General features: G+C 46.8%; 20 protein-coding genes and 6 tRNA genes. 22 read left to right on the forward strand and 4 right to left on the reverse strand.

Annotated elements, in window-relative coordinates; translation table 11 throughout:
- The first annotated feature begins 707 nt into the window (after positions 1 to 707).
- Positions 708 to 833 carry a hypothetical protein gene (locus Y696_RS14275; RefSeq protein ID WP_006486555.1) on the forward strand — a complete coding sequence of 42 codons (126 nt, stop codon included), beginning with the start codon at positions 708 to 710 and terminating at the stop codon, positions 831 to 833.
- 348 nt (positions 834 to 1181) lie between these two features.
- Here Y696_RS14275 and Y696_RS06375 read toward each other — a convergent pair whose 3' ends face one another.
- The gene (locus Y696_RS06375) at positions 1182 to 1394 is read right to left on the reverse strand and encodes a transcriptional coactivator p15/PC4 family protein (protein WP_006486560.1); all 213 of its coding nucleotides are present in this window, start codon (positions 1392 to 1394) and stop codon (positions 1182 to 1184) included.
- Between the two features lie 124 nt (positions 1395 to 1518).
- Between Y696_RS06375 and Y696_RS06380 the strand changes: the two genes are divergently transcribed.
- Positions 1519 to 2751 (forward strand): Gfo/Idh/MocA family protein, encoded by a 1233-nt coding sequence (locus Y696_RS06380; protein ID WP_006486562.1) that lies wholly within the window; start codon positions 1519 to 1521, stop codon positions 2749 to 2751.
- On the opposite strand, the gene Y696_RS06385 is transcribed toward Y696_RS06380, so the two are convergent.
- A complete protein-coding gene (locus Y696_RS06385) occupies positions 2746 to 3660 on the reverse strand; it encodes an ABC transporter ATP-binding protein (protein WP_006486563.1) in 915 nt (304 codons plus the stop codon). The two genes, Y696_RS06380 and Y696_RS06385, sit on opposite strands and share 6 nt — an antisense overlap.
- Positions 3661 to 3879: 219 nt before the next feature.
- Between Y696_RS06385 and Y696_RS06390 the strand changes: the two genes are divergently transcribed.
- The 6 genes from Y696_RS06390 to Y696_RS06415 all read left to right on the forward strand — a co-directional run bounded on the left by Y696_RS06390 (position 3880) and on the right by Y696_RS06415 (position 4617).
- Positions 3880 to 3955, forward strand: a tRNA-Pro gene (locus Y696_RS06390).
- Positions 3956 to 3967: 12 nt separating this feature from the next.
- Positions 3968 to 4043 (forward strand) — tRNA-Gly (locus Y696_RS06395).
- Positions 4044 to 4119 (forward strand) — tRNA-Arg (locus Y696_RS06400). It abuts the tRNA gene before it with no gap.
- Between the two features lie 13 nt (positions 4120 to 4132).
- Positions 4133 to 4208 (forward strand) — tRNA-His (locus Y696_RS06405).
- Between the two features lie 17 nt (positions 4209 to 4225).
- Positions 4226 to 4301 (forward strand) — tRNA-Arg (locus Y696_RS06410).
- Between the two features lie 52 nt (positions 4302 to 4353).
- Positions 4354 to 4617, forward strand: a complete 264-nt coding sequence (locus Y696_RS06415; protein WP_006486564.1) for a stage V sporulation protein S — start codon at positions 4354 to 4356, stop codon at positions 4615 to 4617.
- Between the two features lie 39 nt (positions 4618 to 4656).
- On the opposite strand, the gene Y696_RS06420 is transcribed toward Y696_RS06415, so the two are convergent.
- A complete protein-coding gene (locus Y696_RS06420; RefSeq protein ID WP_051070360.1) occupies positions 4657 to 6657 on the reverse strand; it encodes an alpha-amylase family glycosyl hydrolase in 2001 nt (666 codons plus the stop codon).
- Positions 6658 to 6694: 37 nt separating this feature from the next.
- A tRNA-Ser gene (locus Y696_RS06425) sits at positions 6695 to 6783 on the reverse strand.
- Between the two features lie 244 nt (positions 6784 to 7027).
- Here Y696_RS06425 and rplU point away from each other — a divergent pair.
- The 14 genes from rplU (at position 7028) to Y696_RS06495 (ending at position 18930) form a co-directional block, all read left to right on the forward strand.
- The gene (rplU, locus tag Y696_RS06430) at positions 7028 to 7351 is read left to right on the forward strand and encodes a 50S ribosomal protein L21 (RefSeq protein WP_006486566.1); all 324 of its coding nucleotides are present in this window, start codon (positions 7028 to 7030) and stop codon (positions 7349 to 7351) included.
- A gap of 1 nt (position 7352) precedes the next feature.
- On the forward strand, positions 7353 to 7598 hold the full coding sequence (gene rpmA / locus Y696_RS06435) for a 50S ribosomal protein L27 (RefSeq protein WP_006486567.1): 246 nt from the start codon (positions 7353 to 7355) through the stop codon (positions 7596 to 7598).
- Between the two features lie 27 nt (positions 7599 to 7625).
- Complete coding sequence (rplM, locus tag Y696_RS06440; RefSeq protein ID WP_006486568.1) at positions 7626 to 8150, forward strand: 50S ribosomal protein L13; 525 nt, start codon at positions 7626 to 7628, stop codon at positions 8148 to 8150.
- Between the two features lie 12 nt (positions 8151 to 8162).
- Positions 8163 to 8567 carry a 30S ribosomal protein S9 gene (rpsI, locus tag Y696_RS06445; protein WP_006486569.1) on the forward strand — a complete coding sequence of 135 codons (405 nt, stop codon included), beginning with the start codon at positions 8163 to 8165 and terminating at the stop codon, positions 8565 to 8567.
- 64 nt (positions 8568 to 8631) lie between these two features.
- On the forward strand, positions 8632 to 10341 hold the full coding sequence (gene dnaG / locus Y696_RS06450; protein ID WP_006486571.1) for a DNA primase: 1710 nt from the start codon (positions 8632 to 8634) through the stop codon (positions 10339 to 10341).
- A 124-nt stretch (positions 10342 to 10465) separates the two neighbouring features.
- The gene (gene rpoD / locus Y696_RS06455; protein WP_201764222.1) at positions 10466 to 11593 is read left to right on the forward strand and encodes an RNA polymerase sigma factor RpoD; all 1128 of its coding nucleotides are present in this window, start codon (positions 10466 to 10468) and stop codon (positions 11591 to 11593) included.
- Between the two features lie 250 nt (positions 11594 to 11843).
- The gene (locus Y696_RS06460) at positions 11844 to 12560 is read left to right on the forward strand and encodes an ATP-binding cassette domain-containing protein (protein ID WP_006486574.1); all 717 of its coding nucleotides are present in this window, start codon (positions 11844 to 11846) and stop codon (positions 12558 to 12560) included.
- Positions 12561 to 12583: 23 nt separating this feature from the next.
- Positions 12584 to 13543 (forward strand): 1-phosphofructokinase family hexose kinase, encoded by a 960-nt coding sequence (locus Y696_RS06465; protein WP_121510013.1) that lies wholly within the window; start codon positions 12584 to 12586, stop codon positions 13541 to 13543.
- Between the two features lie 5 nt (positions 13544 to 13548).
- On the forward strand, positions 13549 to 14001 hold the full coding sequence (locus Y696_RS06470) for an HPP family protein (protein ID WP_006486576.1): 453 nt from the start codon (positions 13549 to 13551) through the stop codon (positions 13999 to 14001).
- Positions 13998 to 15275, forward strand: a complete 1278-nt coding sequence (gene mtaB, locus Y696_RS06475) for a tRNA (N(6)-L-threonylcarbamoyladenosine(37)-C(2))-methylthiotransferase MtaB (RefSeq protein WP_006486577.1) — start codon at positions 13998 to 14000, stop codon at positions 15273 to 15275. Before Y696_RS06470 ends, mtaB begins: the two co-directional genes overlap by 4 nt.
- Positions 15241 to 16125 (forward strand): aminotransferase class IV, encoded by an 885-nt coding sequence (locus tag Y696_RS06480; protein WP_039882224.1) that lies wholly within the window; start codon positions 15241 to 15243, stop codon positions 16123 to 16125. The genes mtaB and Y696_RS06480 overlap by 35 nt, the downstream gene beginning before the upstream one ends.
- On the forward strand, positions 16088 to 16384 hold the full coding sequence (locus tag Y696_RS06485) for a DUF721 domain-containing protein (protein ID WP_006486579.1): 297 nt from the start codon (positions 16088 to 16090) through the stop codon (positions 16382 to 16384). The genes Y696_RS06480 and Y696_RS06485 overlap by 38 nt, the downstream gene beginning before the upstream one ends.
- A gap of 15 nt (positions 16385 to 16399) precedes the next feature.
- Positions 16400 to 18295 carry a DNA topoisomerase (ATP-hydrolyzing) subunit B gene (gene gyrB, locus Y696_RS06490; RefSeq protein WP_014730915.1) on the forward strand — a complete coding sequence of 632 codons (1896 nt, stop codon included), beginning with the start codon at positions 16400 to 16402 and terminating at the stop codon, positions 18293 to 18295.
- The gene (locus Y696_RS06495) at positions 18292 to 18930 is read left to right on the forward strand and encodes a DUF4894 domain-containing protein (RefSeq protein WP_014730916.1); all 639 of its coding nucleotides are present in this window, start codon (positions 18292 to 18294) and stop codon (positions 18928 to 18930) included. Before gyrB ends, Y696_RS06495 begins: the two co-directional genes overlap by 4 nt.
- The last annotated feature ends 2 nt before the right edge of the window (positions 18931 to 18932 follow it).

Raw genomic sequence — 18932 nt, forward strand, 5'->3', positions numbered from 1 at the left:
GACAACTTAGAGTAACTGAAATGCTCCTGTTCAGGATCTGGGCTTTCCAGAAACCTTGGTTAGTGGTCAGTAGTAAGAGGCTGGAAAGAGCAAGGATCAGTCCCAAGTTGTGAGTTGTTAGACCGGTGTTGGGGGTAGCGGGTACGTGGTAGGAAAGAGCAAAGGAACTGGTTCGCCATTGAAAGGTTCTCCGTTCTCCGAAGAATAAATAGGAGCTGGATGCTGAAACAAGTTCATGACGAATTGAGATGTTCCCGGAATTAACAAACGCTTTCAAACCGCCATGATTTTTCAGAAGTCACGCATGCTGTCATCCCGAACTTGTTTCGGGATCTTGCTTTTCGAAGGGATATAGCGTGGTTTGCGGTAGGACGTAGGGCGTTGGAAAAAGCCAAGTGAAACCGGTTTGCCGTTGAACGGTTCTCCGTTCCCCAAGGAGAACCCGTTCTTCCAGAGCGAGGATCTGTTCTTCGTTCTTCGCCATGTTCAAGAACCACAACCATTATGCTGAAACAATTTCAGATGACGCGGAGCGCAGGGTATCGATTACAGGGTATGGGGTCTCGTGAAGAGAACCGGCAATCAGTTCAGGGATTCAATGCAACTAAGGAAGTTATCCCGACATCGGCTTTGGGAAGTTTCTCACTGTGTCATCCCGAACTTGTTTCGGGATCTAGGTTTTGATCCTCTCGGAGGACCGTGGACCGTTGACGGACAACGCGGTTTTCATCGGCATACAGCGGGTTCTTGTTCCTAAATGGATAGCGGCTCTTTCGAGGGACAGGTTCATGATCCTTGACGAAGGACAGTTTCTTGAGGATGGCGGAATGTGACGTTATCGCAATCGCCTAACACTGTCATCCCGGACTTGATACGGGATCTGTTCAAGAACGAACAACCTGGACGCGCAGCGTCGGAACGAAGAACCAGTCTTTCCGAAGGACGGGTCCATGGTCTTGGACGAGCACCGAAGGACGGCTCTTTCCAGCGCACAGCGTTGCTTACATGTGAGATTCCGTTTGGTCTATGATTCTCCTTTTTGTTTCTTTCTAAGAGCCAACAGCATGGATTAAGAAGCACTATAAATCAAGCTCTTATAAACGACTTCCAGTTCTTATGAAGGATTAAAGCTCTTTCATGAAAGCCGATCACGGCTTACGTGACCGGCGACGGCATGAGAGTTATTCTTTTTCTGGGGCAGAGTCTTTTTCTTTTTTGAGTGCGTCTATAAGTTCATCGACGAGTTTTGGGTTGATTGTGATTCCTTTCTTAGTAGGTTTGTAGTCTCCTTCATCGTCCTGATAGTAGATCCTCAAATCAATGAATTCATGGCCTTTGTATTCTCTCTTGGAGACTCTTACGATCTCTGTGTCGTTTCTTTTTATGTCTGTCAAACTCGTCACGTCCTTTCGTTTTTGATCTTTCCCTTTATAACACATCAAGGGAAATTTGCCTATCTTTCTCTTTAAGAATTGAGTGATAGAATCGATTCAGTGAAGATGAAGGTGGTCGATTCTCTTGATAGATCTAATTATGATAGGCGCTGGAAATAGAGGGTATTTCGCATATGGTGAGGCTGTCCTTTCAATGGGCGATGCGCGCGTCGTTGCTGTGGCTGAGCCCGACGAGTTTAGAAGAGAGAGATTTGCAAAGGATCATTCTATAATTCCTCAAAATGCTGTGGCTGACTGGAAGTCGCTCCTTTCGCGACCCAGGTTTGCAGATGGTGTTATCGTCGCCTCACCTGAGGCGGTGCATGTCGAGCCGGCAATCGAAGCTCTCAGAAGTGGTTACGCTGTTCTACTCGAGAAACCGATCTCTGCGGATTTGAGCGGCATAAGGGATTTGATAAGCTCCGGTGCAGATACGTCGAGGCTTTTTCTTGCCCACGTTTTGAGATACTCCGGCTTCTTCAAAACGATCAAGTCGCTTCTTGAATCTGAAGCTATCGGAAAGTTAATTGCTGTTGAGTACACCGAACAGGTCGGATACTATCACTTCGCCCATTCTTACGTGAGGGGAAACTGGAGAAGATCGGAGCTTGCAGGTCCTTCTATCCTTTCAAAGAGCTGTCACGATATGGACATCCTCACCTGGTTGCTTTCGTCAAGAGCACTTTCAGTTGTTTCCCACGGTGGCCTCAAATACTTCCGTAGAGAGAACGCACCCGAGAGTTCTACTGGAAGGTGCCTGGACTGTCCTCTAAAAGGAACCTGCCCGTATTCGGCCGTCACCCAGTATCTTTCAGATAATACCGACTGGCCAGTGAATACGATTGGAAATGATATGTCACTCGAGAAGAGAAGGGATGTTCTCCGTACGGGTAATTACGGCAAATGCGTTTTCAGAAGCGATAACAACGTTGTCGACTATCAGAACGTTTTGGTCTCGTTCGAAAATGGTGTGGAAGCATCTTTCTCCATGAATGCCTTCACAAGTTCAAAGACAAGAAAGATTTTCATTAGCGGAAGCGACGGAGAGATCTACGGAGACTTCGAAAGCGACAGAGTCGAGCTGAGATTGTTCTCAGGAGAGACGAAGATTTATAAGATATCACATGACGAATCAAGGCACGGCGGCGGAGACATGGAGATTACTAGAGATTTCGTAAGATACCTTAAAGGCGAAACGGCTGGGCTGTCAACTTCGTTCAAAGAGTCGATTCAGAGTCACCTCATGTGCTGGGCTGCAGAAAAGTCAAGACTTGAAGGTGGTTTGAAGATCGATCCGTGGAGTCTTCTAGCTCTATGATTTCTCTCCGGTAAGCTCGACGAATACGTCTTCAAGAGAAGGCTTTATGTGATCAACATCTATCACTTCGAGCTTCATCTGGAGTATCTTGGGAAGAACGCTTTCCATAGTTGTCCCTGGCCTGAAATCTATCCTCACAACTCCGTTTAGCCGGCTATCGCTCATGTAGCCATCTATAGATTCAAATGGAACCTCTGGTCTGTTTTTCACAGTTATAGTAAGGCGGTCTCTATTCAAAGAAGCGCGGATGGCCTCCAGTTTTCCGGTCGTTATGAGTTTGCCTTTATTCATTATTCCTACTGATTTCGCGATATTTTCAGCTTCACTCATGATATGGGTGGTCAGCACGATCGTTCTTCCCGATTCATTGAGTTCTCTGACCATATTTCTTATAGTCCTGGTCGAATGAGGATCCAGTCCGAGTGTCGGTTCATCCATGAAGAGAATCGATGGCTCGTGCAACAAGGCCCTTACAAAGTTGACTCTTTGCTTCATTCCTGTCGAAAAAACCCTTACAGGTTTGTCTTTCCACTCGATCATGTCTACCTTTTCTAAAAGAGAATTTATCCTTTTCAGCGCAGTCCTTTTCTCAATCCTCAACATTGAAGAGAAGAATAGAAGATTCTCGACCGGAGTAAGACGATCATAGAGAATTACTCGCTCCGACACAAGACCGACTTTCTCTCTAATCTTCTTCAGATCTCGTTTCATATCAAGTCCGGCAATATTCACTTCACCTGACGTCGGTTTCATCAATCCAGTAAGGATTCTTATAAGGGTTGACTTGCCTGCACCGTTCGGCCCCAGAAGGCAGTACAGATCGCCGTCTTCTATCGAAAGTGAAACGCCCTTCAAAGCCTCAAACGAACCGTATCTTTTCACGAGATTCGATGTAACGATTCCATTCAATTAGAACCACCTCAAGAATATTCTACTACATTTCCTGTATATGGCTCACGATGTTGTGATATGTTGAACCTCACGATCACGACACAGTCTAATTTTTAGCCTAGATCTTTGACAAGTTACTGGGAGAGAATTATAAAGGTGCTAATCCCCGTTCGCCTATAACTTGGATTCTGTACTATTGACGACATCCTTAAAATCTGATATATTTAAATTCGTGAGCGGGGAGTAGCGCAGTTGGAAGCGCGCCTGTCTTGGGCACAGGAGGTCGCAGGTTCAAATCCTGTCTTCCCGACCAAGGGTCATTAGTGCGGCTGTAGCTCAATTGGTAGAGTATCGCCCTTCCAAGGCGAATGTTGCGGGTTCGACTCCCGTCGGCCGCTCCAGCGCCCGTGGCTCAATGGATAGAGCACTGGACTTCTAATCCGGTGGTTGCAGGTTCGAGTCCTGCCGGGCGCGCCACGCAATTTCTATGGTGGTTGTAGCTCAGTTGGAAGAGCGCCTGACTGTGGATCAGGCGGCCGCGGGTTCGAACCCCGCCAGCCACCCCATTTTTCTCTTTTTCCATGCGCCCGTGGCTCAACGGATAGAGCATCGGATTTCGGCTCCGATGGTTGCGGGTTCAAATCCTGCCGGGCGCACCATCCTAAATCTCTCTCCCAGTAGCATGACAGATCTCAAGAGGAGGTAGCAGTCATGGAAGTACTAAAGGTAGCAACCCACTCAAAACCAAACGCAGTTGCTGGTGCACTTGCCGGAGTACTCAGAGAGAAGGGCGTAGCAGAGATTCAGGCTATTGGAGCCGGAGCGGTCAATCAGGCAGTAAAGGCCATAGCAATTGCCAGAGGTTACGTTGCTCCAAGCGGTATGGATCTCGTATGTGTTCCAACCTTTTCGGATGTTGACATCGACGGAGAAGTAAGAACGGCAGTTAGGTTCTATGTACAGCCAAAGAAGTAATTCCTAGATATAAGAAGGGCCCCATCGGGGCCCGTTTTTTTATTTGATTTCTGCCACTGCCACCTCTCCGGGACCTAACGAGAGATGAAAGTCGCCTCCTACCTTCCATTCCGAGTGACCATCGAAACCCTTGAGCTTCCACGCAACTTTGTGTTCGCTCTTCCAGGTAAAATAACCCAGGTTTATGTGAAAATCCTTCATGCTTTGGAAGTCACCATTAGCAACAACCAGCAATCCCTTCGACCCATTCCAGTAGAAGAGTCCTGCAGATTCGATGTCTTCCTCCCAGAGAAGTTTCAAATCATGGGGGTTGATGAGCTCAAGATTATCTCTTCTCAGTGAAGATAGAAGGGAAATCAGATCGACCATGTCGTCATCCGCGTTCCAGTGGAGAACATACGGATCGAAGAAAGCCAGCTTGCCGTAGAATGGATCGTTTGGCGGAAGGACATATCTGCCGTCCTCGTCGTTATCCAGGCCTAGATTCATCGGTTGTATCTCGAATATCTCCTGGCCGGAATTGACGTAAGTTATTCCGTTTGGCAAGAAGTAGTTCAGAACGGTCGCAAAGCGCGAAAACTTCTTCCCGTTCGGTCTCGCGACTGCCCTGGGAGTGTCTGGAGTTTCAACACAGGCCAGCGTCGGCACGCGTAGTCTGGGAAGAATCTCGTATACAAGTTCTTTGAATTTTCCCTCAGTTATTCTCGGTTCCATCCACCATGTATTCCCCAAAATACAGTCGTAGCCAGACTGTCTCGCCTTCTCGTCATTCCCCATCACAAGTTCTTCGGCAATAATTGCAAACGAAGCATCGTTCTCCTTAGCCTTACGAATTATTCTAAGCTCTAACTCTCTGGGGAGGGCGTGACCCATGTCGAGCCTTGCGCCATCGACGCCAAATTTACTGTTGTAAAAGGGCATAATATTCTCAATGGTTTCCCAGAGATCCGTCATGGGCTCTTTCCCAGGAAAGAAGGATGATTTTACTACATCAAAGAGAACGTAGGGAGGCTGGTCCTCTGAAAGAAATTTCCGTGATTCCTCGGGATGATCTTTGTACAGCCTCAGGAAGGTAACATCGTCCCAGGTGGGCTGGTTGTCGTTTATCCAGTCGGAAAAACCCGGAGGTGTTATTACGCCGAACTCCGAAACGAGCTCATCAAGGAAGTTGTCGCTGCCTTCGTGGTGGGCGACGAAGTTTCTCCACTTTTCCGGATTGAGTTTCTCCGGCGAGTACCTGAACATCGCCAGATGCTTCTTCACGTTCTCATTCGAGTAGATGACAGGCAACGTCTCAACCCTGGCCTGGTCGAAGCCGAGACCATCAATCTTGGGCGGCCTGTAGTCCTTAAGATGAGATGCGTCTATCCAGTAGAACCACTCGGGATGTTTGAGTATTAAGGCAGAGTCTCTAGCGGAAGTTCTCGGGATGAAGTCTAGAACGATCCTCATTCCCATAATATGGGCCGCTTCGACAAATGCCTTGAATTCGCGTTCGACGTCCATATCCTCAAGCAAGACATCGTGGTAGCGTTCATCGATTGAGAAGAAATCCTTCACGGAGTAAGGTGAGCCTAGTTCTCCCTTCTTGAACTTGTCGCTGTAACTGGTAACAGGGAGGAAGTAAAGAGTGTCGAAGCCCATCTTCGATAGATATGGAAGCATATAGATCATCTTAAGGAAGGTCCCTGATTCCGAGTATTCTTGCGAATGGAGATCTGAGAAGAATTCCGGGTCTTGATGCGAGTAGGCTGCGGTCGACCTGACGAATGATCCGTAGACGATTGCGGATTTGATCCAAAGATTGTCGCTCTCGTTTCTAATCCTGCCCAGCGACTTCGAATAATCGACTCCCGGTTCGGCTTTAGCGGCTATGCTTTCAATTATGCTTGAGCCGAATTCGTATGGGTCCACAAATATGTATCGATCTCTAAGCTTCAAGGTACCTGAGTACCCGTCAGGTAACCACTCCTTTGGAATGGAGTAATCCATCTTACCCTTCTTACTCTTCAGAAGCTCTAGGATCTCCTTGAGGATCACGATACCACCTCCAAAAAATAAGGGCGCAACGGCCCGCTGGCGGAGGCGGTGGGACTCGAACCCACAAGGGGCGTCAACCCCACCGATTTTCGAGACCGGCTCCTTAGCCAATTAGGATACGCCTCCGTTTTCGTAACTGATTATATCACGGGCAATAGGGCTGTCAATATGGTAACTTGGGAGTCAGAGAGATCTCATCTATTCAAAACTCTTTCTCGTTCGTAATATAAACGTTACTCTTACACTGTTCTGTCACTGCCAATTATGATAGAATTTTGATCGCGAGTGGTTTTTCGTGCATGAAGCAGGTCTAAAATCCGAAAGGTACCTGGTTTCAGCACATTTCTATTGCATGAGGAGGTGGCTATTAGTGTATGCCATCATTGAGGCCTCGGGAAGACAGTATAGAGTCGAGGAAGGCATGACTCTCTTCACCGAAAGGCAGAATGGAAAGGAAAGCGGAGACGAGATAGTCTTCGACAGAGTGATTCTCGTCCACAACGGAGAAGAAGCAACGGTAGGCAAACCTTATGTGAACGGCGCAAAAGTTGTAGGCAAGGTTGTTTCTCACGGTAGAGACAAAAAAGTGCTTGTGGTCAAGTTTGGCCCCCGAAAGAACTTCGACAGAGTAAACGGTCACAGACAGTGGTTCACGGAAGTCTCTATTGAGAAGATCGAGACGGGGGTGAAATGAGATGGCCCGAAAAAGCGCGGGAAGGTCAAACGGGAGAGAGAGTAATCCCAAATATCTTGGGATTAAAAGAGGCGAATCTTCAGCCGTGAAGGCGGGTTCCATTATTGTTAGACAGAGAGGAACAAAGATTCACGCCGGTAAGAACGTAGGACTCGGCAGAGACCATACCCTCTTTGCTCTTATTGATGGCAAGGTTCACTTTGAAGAGAAGAACAACCGCAAGTACGTTAGTGTCTACAGCGAGTAGGCTGTTCGGTTAAGGAGGATTGCATCTATGAAGATTCAGAAGACACCTTTGTGCAGATGGGCAGTAACCCACTCCAAGGTGCAGACGAAAAGAAAGGGAGAAATCGAGAAGACACTCGGTTATCTGGTTGATCATAATGGCAACAAGATAGAGAAGAAATGGTACGTCGTCGATGCGACTGATGTCCCGCTGGGAAGACTTGCTGGACAGATCGCAATGGTTCTGATGGGAAAGAACAAGCCATATTATACTCCCCATCTTGATACCGGTGACTTCGTCATAGTAGTTAATGCCGACAAGGTTAAGCTTACCGGCAAGAAACTCGACCAAAAGAAGTACTACAGATACTCGGGTTATCCGGGAGGCATAAAGGAAAGAACGGCAAGACAGATGATGGACAAGTTCCCGGATAGGGTTGTAAGACTTGCAGTGAAGAGAATGCTCCCCAAGAAGGCTCTTGGTGAAAAGATGCTTAAGAAACTCAAGGTATATGCAGGTCCCGAGCATGAACACGCCGCTCAGAAGCCCGAACTTATCGAACTGGTTAAATGAGGAGGTTGAGGCATGGCTGACTTTGTTGATTATTACGGAACAGGCAGAAGGAAGACCTCTGTTGCGAGAGTTCACCTGAGACCTGGAACCGGTAAGCTCTTAATAAATGGAAAAGAATACAAGGATCTTAAGGAATACCTTTCAAATGACGCATGGGTCAGGAGTGCACTGAAACCCGCCGTTGTCACAAACACCATAGGTAGATTCGACATGATCATAAGAGTAAACGGCGGTGGACTTGGCGGCCAGGCTGGTGCGATAAGTCTAGGAATCGCCAGAGCGCTTGTTAAGTTCAATCCTGATCTCAAGAAGCTTCTACGACAGAACAGTCTCTTGACGAGAGACCCAAGAGAAGTCGAGAGAAAGAAATACGGCCTCAAGAAAGCAAGAAGAGCACCTCAATTCTCCAAGCGTTAACACGTTTCGAAAAATACGGCCCGTACATAGAGCGTATGGGCCTTTTTTTGCCGGTGGTGATTCAGTGTTCACCAAAGAGGAACTCGACGAGATAAAAAAATCCATAAACATCGTCGATTTCATAGGGCGCTATGTGAACCTGCAGAAGGCCGGAAGCTCTTACAGGGGACTATGCCCGTTTCACAACGACAACGACCCTTCATTTTATGTCCACCCTCAAAGGGGCTTCTTTCATTGCTTTGGCTGCGGTGAAAAAGGTGATGTGATTTCTTTCTATCAGAAGATCGAGAATCTTTCGTTCGCAGAGGCAGTTAAGAGACTTGCCGATTATGCAGGCATTCCCATTCAGGTCGATACGGCCGAGTCCGAGTACGATAAATTCACAACGATCATGTCTCGGCTTGCGGGTATTTACAATAGAGAACTAAAAGAGAAGAGGCCCGAGACACTGGCCTATCTTCTGGAAAAGCGAAGGATCTCCCAGAACACGATAGACGAATTTCAGCTCGGTTATTCACCGGATGAAAGAACTTTTCCGCAGTCACTGCCGTCGAAACTTAGAACCGATGAAAAGACTCTTCTTCAACTGGGGATTCTGGTGAGGAGAGGGGCGACCTATAGCGATAGATTTGCTGGCAGGCTTATGATTCCGATTGACAATGAATCGGGTAAAGTTGTTGGATTCGGCGGTAGAATCATGGATGCCGAAAAGGGACCGAAATACATCAACTCATCCGAGTCGAAATACTTCCAGAAAAATAGACTCTTATTCAATCTTTCACGTGCCAGGGCGGCCATTAAGCAGTTGAACTACGCGGTGATCGCAGAAGGGTACTTTGATGTCATTTCCCTGTTCGAGGCAGGAATAACGAACTCGGTGGGCCTACTCGGTACTGCGCTGACGGAAAGGCATCTTAGAATTCTCGGAAATTATACGCGTAACCTCTTGTTCTTTCTAGATTCCGACGAGGCTGGTCAGACAGCATCACTTAGGTCCATAGACATTGCAGAGAAGCTGGACTTTGGAACGGCCGTTGTTTTTTCGAGAGATCAGAAAGATCCGGCCGATTTGTTTGTTGCAGAAGGTCCAAAGGCGATAAAGGAGACCCTCGCGCTTGCGATTCCGGGCCCTGCCTTCAGAGTCGAGTTCTTTTCGAGAAAACTCGATCTGTCGATTCCTTTGGGCCGAAAGCACCTGATAGAGCATCTCAAACCATATGTGATCTCATTCAGAAGCACTGGAAACCTTGCTGCCGTCCAGTCGACGATTGCAGCGCTTGCACAGAAGACAGGTTATTCGGAGCGAGAGCTTGAATCCGCACTTCGCGGTGGAATGTCGAAGAGCTCCGGCGGGGAAATGAAAAGCGGTTTAGCTCTGAAACTCAAGGATCACATAAGGATATATTTGCAGCATCCAAAGCTGCGGGCAACGGTTGTCAAACAGCTAGAGTTGATGAATGAAAGCAGAGACCTGAAGGAACTCCTTAAAGGAATGAAAAAGGGTCTGGAACTTGAGGAGTTACTCGATCTGGTGGAAGAAAGTATAGGCAGAGAACTGATCGAACTGGCATCTACTTGCATTGATTTTGATACCGCACAACGTGTTCTCCAGTCAACCGGATTGTATGCCAACAAGAGACTTGTGGAAGAGGAGATGGCAGAGATTGACCGAAGACTTCCAAAGGTCAAGGATGAGGGGGCAAGAAAGGCTTTGCTGATCAGGAGGATCGAGCTAAGAAGAATGCTCGAGAGAAAGATGAAGGGTGGCGATTAGTTTGGAAAAACAGAAGAAAACAAAGTCAGGGGCCAAGGTTATTGCGGATAACATCAAATCTCTTGCCGAGAAAATAGCGGATGACGAAGCCGATTCAGATGAAACAGGCGATAACAGTGCTCTAATGACTAAGGAAGAGATAGACAAACGAATCAAGAAACTGCTTAGACAGGGAAAGAAGAAGGGATTTGTTACATACGAAGATATAGACAGCGCTTTTCCGCCGGATTACGAAGGCTTTGACTCTAGTCTTGTTGAATCGATATACGAGGAATTTGAAAAGAACAAGATCAATATCGTCGAAAAGGAGCCAGTTGAAGATGACGATGACATAGAAAGCGAAAGCAGCGAGGAGCTTGTTTCGATACTTGAAACTACGCCTGAGATGTATGACAACATATCATTAAAGGACCCAATAAAGATGTATCTGAAGGAAATTGGCAAGATCTCTCTTCTTACGCCAAGCAGGGAAAGGGAGCTCGCCCGTCGGGCACAAAAGGGAGAGCCGAAGGCTAAGGAAGAGCTGATCACTGCAAACTTGAGACTGGTAGTTTCCATCGCAAAGAGGTATATCGGACGCGGTTTGACCTTCCTTGATCTCATTCAAGAGGGAAACATCGGGCTTATTAAGGCTGTAGAGAAATTCGACTGGAAAAAGGGATACAAGTTCAGCACTTACGCCACATGGTGGATAAGACAGGCTATAACCAGAGCTATTGCAGACCAGGCAAGAACTATAAGAGTTCCTGTCCATATGGTTGAAACGATAAACAAGCTAAACAAAGTAATACGTGAACACTTGCAGGACCATGGTGAGTATCCAACGATAGAGGAACTTGGAAACCTAACCGGCAAGACACCGGAAAAGATAGAGGAGATCCTCGCCGCCTCGAAAGAAACCGTCTCTCTCGAATCGCCGATAAGTGGCGACGAAGAATCGACTATGGGCGACTTTATCCACGATGACTCCATGGAACAGCCAGAGGAAGCCGCGATGAAGATGCTTCTTAGAGAGCAGATCGATCAGATTCTCGATACTCTTTCGCCGAGAGAGGCGATGGTGCTCAAGATGAGGTATGGACTTCTAGACGGAAAGACAAAGACTCTAGAAGAAGTCGGTCAATTTTTTAACGTAACTAGAGAGAGAATCCGTCAGATCGAAGTAAAGGCACTAAGAAAGCTCAGACATCCTTCCAGAAGCAAGCAGCTCAAGGCTCTCCTGGGTATGCTGAACACGTCCAAGCGCGACTGATTTAGCCATTTAATTACAGGCTGTTAATTATTGCATCATTTCAGAGCAAAGAGTCTATGTTTATAATAAAGTACACCAGCGAAGGGACGTGAAAACTTGGTTGAGAAAAAGAAAGCAAGACCGGTTGAAACAAGTCCCAGGATTCTTTCCCAAATTGAATTATTGAAAAAAGCTAAGAATGGCGATTTACTCGCCAGCACGGAAATGTTTAGTCGCTTGAACGATAAGAACGGCAAAGAGGAGCAGTCTCGTGATTGAGACTGCTCTTTCATTGAAAGGTTTTACTCTACTCGTCGAGGGAAGGAAGATGCTCGACGGCATCACCTTTGATGTGCCAAAGGGGAGCATCGCACTCCTGCAAGGAGCAAGAGGGGCTGGTAAATCGGCGCTTCTCAGAAGTTTCATTCACTTGAACGAAGAACTGTTTGACAGAGTTAGCTATACAGGATCGATCAAGCTGTTCGGCGAGGATATAGACTCCCTCGAAAGAAAGAGCGTGAGGAAGAGAGTTGCTTACGTCGACACGACCTTTCTCGAGGCAATGTCTAATTTTACTCTAATAGAATTCTTCAGGTTTTTGAAAGGCAAGCGATTTGAGTTCGAAGACTTCGCGGAAAGCGAATTGGACCTCTTTCATGAACTTGATCTCCTGGACTTGCTTTCACTGAAGGCGGAAACCTCTCTAAAGACAATACCTCTTTTCAAGAGACTCTCGCTGCTCGTATTCTCCACCCTCATACGACACCCGGAGATAATCATTCTCGACAACATTTTAGACCACCTAGATGACGACGCCTGTACTGAAGTGAAAAACGTTCTTTTGGATACAAGGAACGGTGTGACAATGATAATCTCTTCAAGGTTTGTTTTGAGGCTTCTAGACATTTCCGATTTGTTGATTGTTCTTAAAAATGGTAAAATTTCATATGTCGGAAGTCCCGAAGTTTTCGTTTTGAACAACCGATAATTTCTCCCCATCGGAGGTGAACCGTGGACGTTCTTACCGTTACGCTTAACCCTGCACTGGACAGGGAGATCATTGTTGAAAATTTCAAGATTAACGAGTTCCACAGGGTGAAGAATCCCAGCTACTCGGTAATGGACCCAGGCGGTAAGGGCATAAACGTATCGGTTATTCTCTCCGGTCTCGGAGTCCGGAACGTTGCCATGGGATTTCTGGGTGGATACATAGGAAAAGTCGTTGAAGAGAGACTGCGTTTGATCAGTGATCTGATCACAACCGCCTTTGTCCATGTAGAAGAAGAGACCAGGGAAAACATAGCAATCGTCGATCCGCTTGGCGAGACTATAACAGAGATTAACTCATCCGGACCTTTGATCAAGTCTGATGATTTGAGGATGTTCATTCGAAGATTCGAAGTCGCTCTTTCAAGGGCGAAGCATGTAGTCGTCTCGGGCAGCATTCCGAGAGGCGTAGACAACGACATCTGTAAGACTCTGTGCAAGAAAGTCACTGACTCGGGCAAGATTTCCTTTGCAGAAGGAATCGGGCCGGCATTCGAAATAGCTGTGGAGGCTGGAGTTATCACCGTTGCCAGACCTGATTTGAGAAGCAGGAAACTGTTATTCGGCGAGACCATGGTAGAACTCGAAGATTACGTCAGGACCGCGAAGAAGATTATTGAAAGCGGTTCCCGATTGGCGATACTTTCTTATGCTATTGAAGGCGACGTCATAGCCACGAGAGACGGAATATGGTTGTTCAAAACCAAGGGCCACATAGATAGGTCTCACCTTTTGGGAACCGGAGATGCCTTCATGGCAGGAGTGGTACATTCCATGATAGAAAACGAGAACGATTGCTTTCTGGCGGCGAAGAGGGGAATGGCTGCTGCCGTTGCGGAAGCCGAATATATAGGTAAGGAACTTATCTCACTTGAGGATATCGAGCAACATCTTGATTCCTTCGATATCCGAAAGCTGGAGTGATCTCTATGAAAGTAAAAGAAGCTATGATAAGAGACGTATCGGCAATCTTCGAAGATGAGACGATCGAGGATTTCATTGTATTCTGCTTGAGACAGAATAAATCAGGGTTACCGGTGGTAGATCAGGAGTTCAAGGTTGTGGGATTCTTGAGCGAAAGCGACGTTATCAAAAGCGCTCTCCCAAGTTACTTCAGCCTTCTTCAATCGGCATCGTTCATTCCCGATACTCACCAGTTCGTTATCCGGCTCGGCAAGATAAAGGATGATCACGTTTCTCAACACATGGTCAAACCTCCTGTTCTTATAAAGCCCGACGATACGGTTATATACGCAGCCGACCTTCTGATCAAGAACGGGCTTAAAATCATGCCCGTCGTAGACGATGAAGGAAAGCTAGTGGGAATAGTAAACAGGATTTATCTTATACACGTAGCGACTCAAGGCAAGATCAATAGATGAAGCAAAAGGTTTCAATCTATACGTTTGGCTGCAAAATGAACCAATACGAATCCCAGGCAATGGCCGAGATGCTGCACGATTACCAAGTGGGCTTTTCACAGGACAAGGCAGATCTCTTCATTGTGAATTCGTGTACAGTAACCTCCGAAGCAGAACGAAAACTCAGGCAGCTTTTCAGGAGGTTGAAGGGACTTAATCCCAACTCAAAAATCATAATAACCGGTTGCTACTCACAGCTTTCTCCTAATGAGTTAAGAGAACTTGGAGCTGATGAAGTAATCGGAGTCAGAGAAAAAAAGGCAATACACAAGTATGTATCTCGTCAGCTTAATCGCCCCGACGGAGTTGCACCAAGTGAATTTCTAACCGTCACTTCAAGCATTGAAGGAAGAACGAGGGCCTTCCTAGGGATTGAGGACGGCTGCCTGAATTGCTGCTCTTATTGTAGAGTGAGGCTCGCAAGGGGAAGCAAGATTATTAGTAAACCAATAGATCTGGTGAAGAGGGAGTTTGAAGGATTGGTTTCCAGAGGTTACAGAGAGATCGTTTTGACCGGAATCAATATTGGGTACTATGGCTTCGATCTCGATTCCTCGCTGGTGAAACTGCTCATCGAGCTCGATAAGCTCGAAGGAGAATGGAGAATCCGGCTAGGTTCCCTGGACCCGGATAGAGTGGACGGTGAGCTCCTTCATTTAATCACTACTTCTCGGAGGATGGCGAGACACCTGCATCTCTCTCTTCAAAGCGGTTCAGATAGAATACTAAGAGCGATGAGACGGAAGTACACTGTAGATGAGTACCTAAGAGCAGTAGATAGGGCCAGATCGGTCGATACAAGATTCGCATTCACCACAGATCTTATAGCTGGATTCCCAGGTGAGAATGACTCAGACCATAAAGAGAGTCTGAAAGTCGTTGAACAGGTTGAATTCTTGAAGGTGCACGTCTTCCGTTTTTCGAGGAGACCGGGAACGGAAGCAGCGGAGATGAAGGATCAGATAGATTCAGGCACGAAGAAAGCTAGATCGCACGAGCTAATCGAGGCTGGAAAGAGATCAAGGAAAAAGTATCTCGAGAGACAAATCGGGAGAAAGGCAAGTGTTTTGATCCAAAAGACAGGCCATACAGAAAGCAGCGGATTCGATGAGTTCTATGCGCCTCATGCAATTGAAGGGGCACACGAAGGCTTTGTGAATACAACGATAATTTCTATTGAGAGTCAAAGGGAGGGTTCCGATGCTGAACTATATTGCCGATCAGTGGTGCGATGAACAGTCTTCGCTCGTAAGTGTTCTCTATCCGGGCGTAATGAACAGCGAGTCGGTCTATGAAGTAGTTCGAACGTACAACGGATTGCCTTTTGCATTCAGAAAGCATTTTGAGAGACTTAAGCAGTCGGCTGCTCTGATGGGGCTGGAAGTTCCATTTAGCTGCAAGGAACTCAACTCAATAATCATAGAGGGGCTGGAAAAAAACAAGGGATTTCAGACCCAGGATTTCAGAATTCGAATCTCCCTTATCAGTGATGGAGCACGAAGTAGACCAGCGATTATTTTCAGTGACCTTCCTTCACCATCTAAAGACATCTACGAACTGGGCGTAAAGATCTCAATCTCACCTTTTTTGAAGCCCTCCGCCGACATAGTCAATCCTCAACTGAAAATGCCCGGTTCAAGCTGGATCATAAGGACGAGAAAGGCGCTCGGGGACAACTACGACATGCTCATTTTGAATGAAAAGGGTAACGTCTGTGAAGGCTCCTTTTCGAACGTCTTCCTCGTGATGGACGGTTCAGTTGTTACGCCCGACATAAGATCCGGGGTACTTCCGGGAATTACCAGAGACAACGTAATCGGGCTGTGCGAATCGCTGGAGATTTCGGTGGAGAAGAGACCGGTTCCCGCATGGGAGCTTTTCTGCGCCGACGAGATCTTCATAACTCACACGAGCGTCGGGATCGTCCCGGTGCGAAGACTTGAAGATAAAGTGCTTATTGAAGACTTCACCGATGGTATAACTAGACTGCTGCTGGATAATTTCGAAGGATATATAATGACCGAGGATAGTAACTGGAGCGGATTGGATGAAGTGGAACCATCGAACTATAGGGCAGATATTTAACGATCTCGCGAAGAGCTCAAGCCTGTTCAGAAAGATACGGGTTTTTGAGCTAAACAAAGATTGGGAAGAGATCGTTGGAGAGCCTATCGCAAATCACTCGTCGATCGTCGATTTCTCGGAAGGAACCCTGATAATTCGAGTCGACGACGGTATGTGGCTTAATGAGATGAAACTGCGAGAGAAAATCCTGCTTGAAAGGATGAACTCTTCACTGGGAGTAGAAGCAATAAAGAGAATCAGATTTAGAATTGGACGGTAGACCTGGAGGTGTTAAATGTCTGATTTATACAACGCACAAAACATAAAGATTCTGAAGGGACTGGATCCCGTCAGAAAACGACCCGGAATGTACATTGGGTCGACAGGAAAGTCGGGGCTTCACCATCTTGTCTACGAGATCGTGGACAACAGTATCGACGAAGCTATGGGGGGATTCTGCGACAGAATCAATATCGTAATTACGGAGGACGGCTCTGTAATTGTTAGTGACAACGGGCGTGGAATTCCGATAGACATCCATCCCGATACCGGGACAAGCGCTCTCGAAGTTGTAATGACAACGCTTCACGCGGGAGGCAAGTTCTCCAAGGACTCTTACAAGATCAGCGGAGGTCTTCACGGTGTGGGCGCTTCCGTTGTCAATGCCCTGTCCGAGTGGATGATCGTTGAGGTAATGGTCGATGGAAAGATTTACAGGCAGAAATACGAACGAGGCAAGGCCCTTGCTCCGGTGGAAGTCGTCGGGGAGACCAACGAGACGGGAACGGTAACAAGTTTCAAGCCCGATCCACTTGTTTTTACCGTTACTGACTTCGACTTCGATATTCTTGAGGCGAGGTTCAAGGAACTTGCTTACCTCAACGGTGGAATCAAGATCACCTTCGAAGACAGAAGAATCGGAGAAAAGAGGAGCTATCATTTCGAAGGCGGAATCGTAGAGTTCGTGAAGGCTCTAACGAAGAACAAGAAATCCATCCATAAGGATCCGATCTATTTAGAAGGCACGTACAACGATGTCAAGATACAGCTTGCAATGCAGTACACATCTTCCTACGACGAAGACATTCTTACTTTCGTAAACAACATAAAGACCATAGAGGGCGGAACCCACTTGACTGGCTTCAAGACGGTTCTAACGAAGACAATGAATGATGTCGGCAGAAAGCACAACGTACTCAAAGACAAGGATCCGAACCTTCAGGGCGAAGATCTTCGAGAAGGGCTGTCAGCAATCCTAAGCGTCTTTGTCAAGGAACCTCAGTTTGAGGGTCAGACAAAGGCAAAACTTGGAAATGACGAGGCTTTCGAAGCAGTAATGAAGGTAGTCAAGGAGAAGCTTGAAGAGTACTTCGATTACAATCAAAAGGATCTCAAAGCGATCCTCAGTAAAGCTCTGGAGGCTTCCAGGGCAAGGCTTGCTGCCAAAAAGGCTAGAGAAATGGTCCGCAGAAAGAACGCGCTCGAAAACACGACCCTGCCAGGCAAACTAGCCGATTGTATCTCCGAGAACCTTGACGAGACAGAGATCTTCATAGTTGAAGGTGATTCTGCCGGTGGTTCGGCAAAGATGGCACGTTCGAGGGAGACGCAAGCCATACTCCCTCTCCGGGGAAAGATATTGAACGTCGAAAAGGCCGGTCTGGACAGAATGTTGAAAAGCGAAACGATAAGTAATATCATTGTTGCCCTTGGAACCGGGATGGGGGAGGATTTCGAGATCAAGAATCTGAGATACGGGAAGATAATCATCATGACTGACGCCGACGTAGACGGCGCACATATCACGACACTTCTCTTGACTCTCTTCTATCGTTACATGACCCCACTCATAACAAACGGAAAGGTCTACGTTGCTCAAGCCCCCCTGTACAAGATCGAGTTGAACAGGCAAAAGCACTACTTCTACAGCGACGAGGAGTTGACGACTTTTCTTAAGGAGCATTCAGACAGAAAACTGAATTACTCGAGATTCAAGGGACTCGGCGAGATGAATCCCGAGCAACTGTGGGAAACAACGATGAATCCAAATGACAGAAAACTTGTGAAGATAACCATAGAAGATGCGGAGGAAGCAGATCGGGTATTCACAATACTAATGGGTAGCGAGGTGGAGGAAAGAAGGTCGTTTATCCAACGGCATGCACTGAGTATTTCCAATCTTGACGTATGAGTCTTTCACTGAGAGCCGGAATTTGCATGGTGATTCTCTTTGCCATGTGGATATTGTCTATAGTGAACTTCGTGCTAGAGTCGTTTTTCACTGAACCCGTAGAGCAGTTAACCAGGATTGTAAATAAGGACGAGATTCTCATTGAATTTCCGCTGGCCTTTAGAAGAGCCTGGAAAACTGATATAATTTACCCACCGGGAAGTGTTGATGTTTCAGGCGGTAGAGTTTATTTGAAACCTGGTAAGTATATCGTCAGTTACGAGGGCAAATACTACTGGGTTTCGGAGGATTTTGTTATAGTAGACTATGCCCATCTTTCTGAAATTCTAAGCTATCCGATTATGGGTGGAATACAGTTCATTCTGACCGATGGAGTTTATGTAGCCAGCGAAAGAGACATAGATATTTTTGCCGGAGCGGTAGAGGGCATTCTTGCTGACAGAAGAGTTCTTGCACTGGTATCGTACTTTGATTTCGAGAACAACGTGTTGCTTCTCAGGAGAGGAATCAGAGTTAAGGTACTTGATTGGGAGAGTTTGGAGACAAACAAGGAGCTGCTTCTTCAGTTGGAAAACGCCTCCGACAGGAGCGAATATATTTTCTTGAGTGATGGTAAACTGTTGAGAGCGAGGTGACA

The organism is Mesotoga sp. H07pep.5.4, assembly GCF_003664935.1.
In the GTDB taxonomy this organism is placed as follows: domain Bacteria; phylum Thermotogota; class Thermotogae; order Petrotogales; family Kosmotogaceae; genus Mesotoga; species Mesotoga prima.

Excerpts from the sequence above, each read along its gene's own strand:
- Y696_RS06470 (WP_006486576.1), top strand. The coding sequence starts at position 13,549 with ATGAAAGTAAAAGAAGCTATGATAAGAGACGTATCGGCAATCTTCGAA.
- rplM (WP_006486568.1), top strand. The coding sequence starts at position 7,626 with ATGAAGATTCAGAAGACACCTTTGTGCAGATGGGCAGTAACCCACTCC.
- mtaB (WP_006486577.1), top strand. The coding sequence starts at position 13,998 with ATGAAGCAAAAGGTTTCAATCTATACGTTTGGCTGCAAAATGAACCAA.
- Y696_RS06485 (WP_006486579.1), top strand. The coding sequence starts at position 16,088 with ATGAAGTGGAACCATCGAACTATAGGGCAGATATTTAACGATCTCGCG.
- rpmA (WP_006486567.1), top strand. The coding sequence starts at position 7,353 with ATGGCCCGAAAAAGCGCGGGAAGGTCAAACGGGAGAGAGAGTAATCCC.
- rpsI (WP_006486569.1), top strand. The coding sequence starts at position 8,163 with ATGGCTGACTTTGTTGATTATTACGGAACAGGCAGAAGGAAGACCTCT.
- Y696_RS06480 (WP_039882224.1), top strand. The coding sequence starts at position 15,241 with ATGCTGAACTATATTGCCGATCAGTGGTGCGATGAACAGTCTTCGCTC.
- Y696_RS06495 (WP_014730916.1), top strand. The coding sequence starts at position 18,292 with ATGAGTCTTTCACTGAGAGCCGGAATTTGCATGGTGATTCTCTTTGCC.
- gyrB (WP_014730915.1), top strand. The coding sequence starts at position 16,400 with ATGTCTGATTTATACAACGCACAAAACATAAAGATTCTGAAGGGACTG.
- rpoD (WP_201764222.1), top strand. The coding sequence starts at position 10,466 with ATGACTAAGGAAGAGATAGACAAACGAATCAAGAAACTGCTTAGACAG.
- Y696_RS06415 (WP_006486564.1), top strand. The coding sequence starts at position 4,354 with ATGGAAGTACTAAAGGTAGCAACCCACTCAAAACCAAACGCAGTTGCT.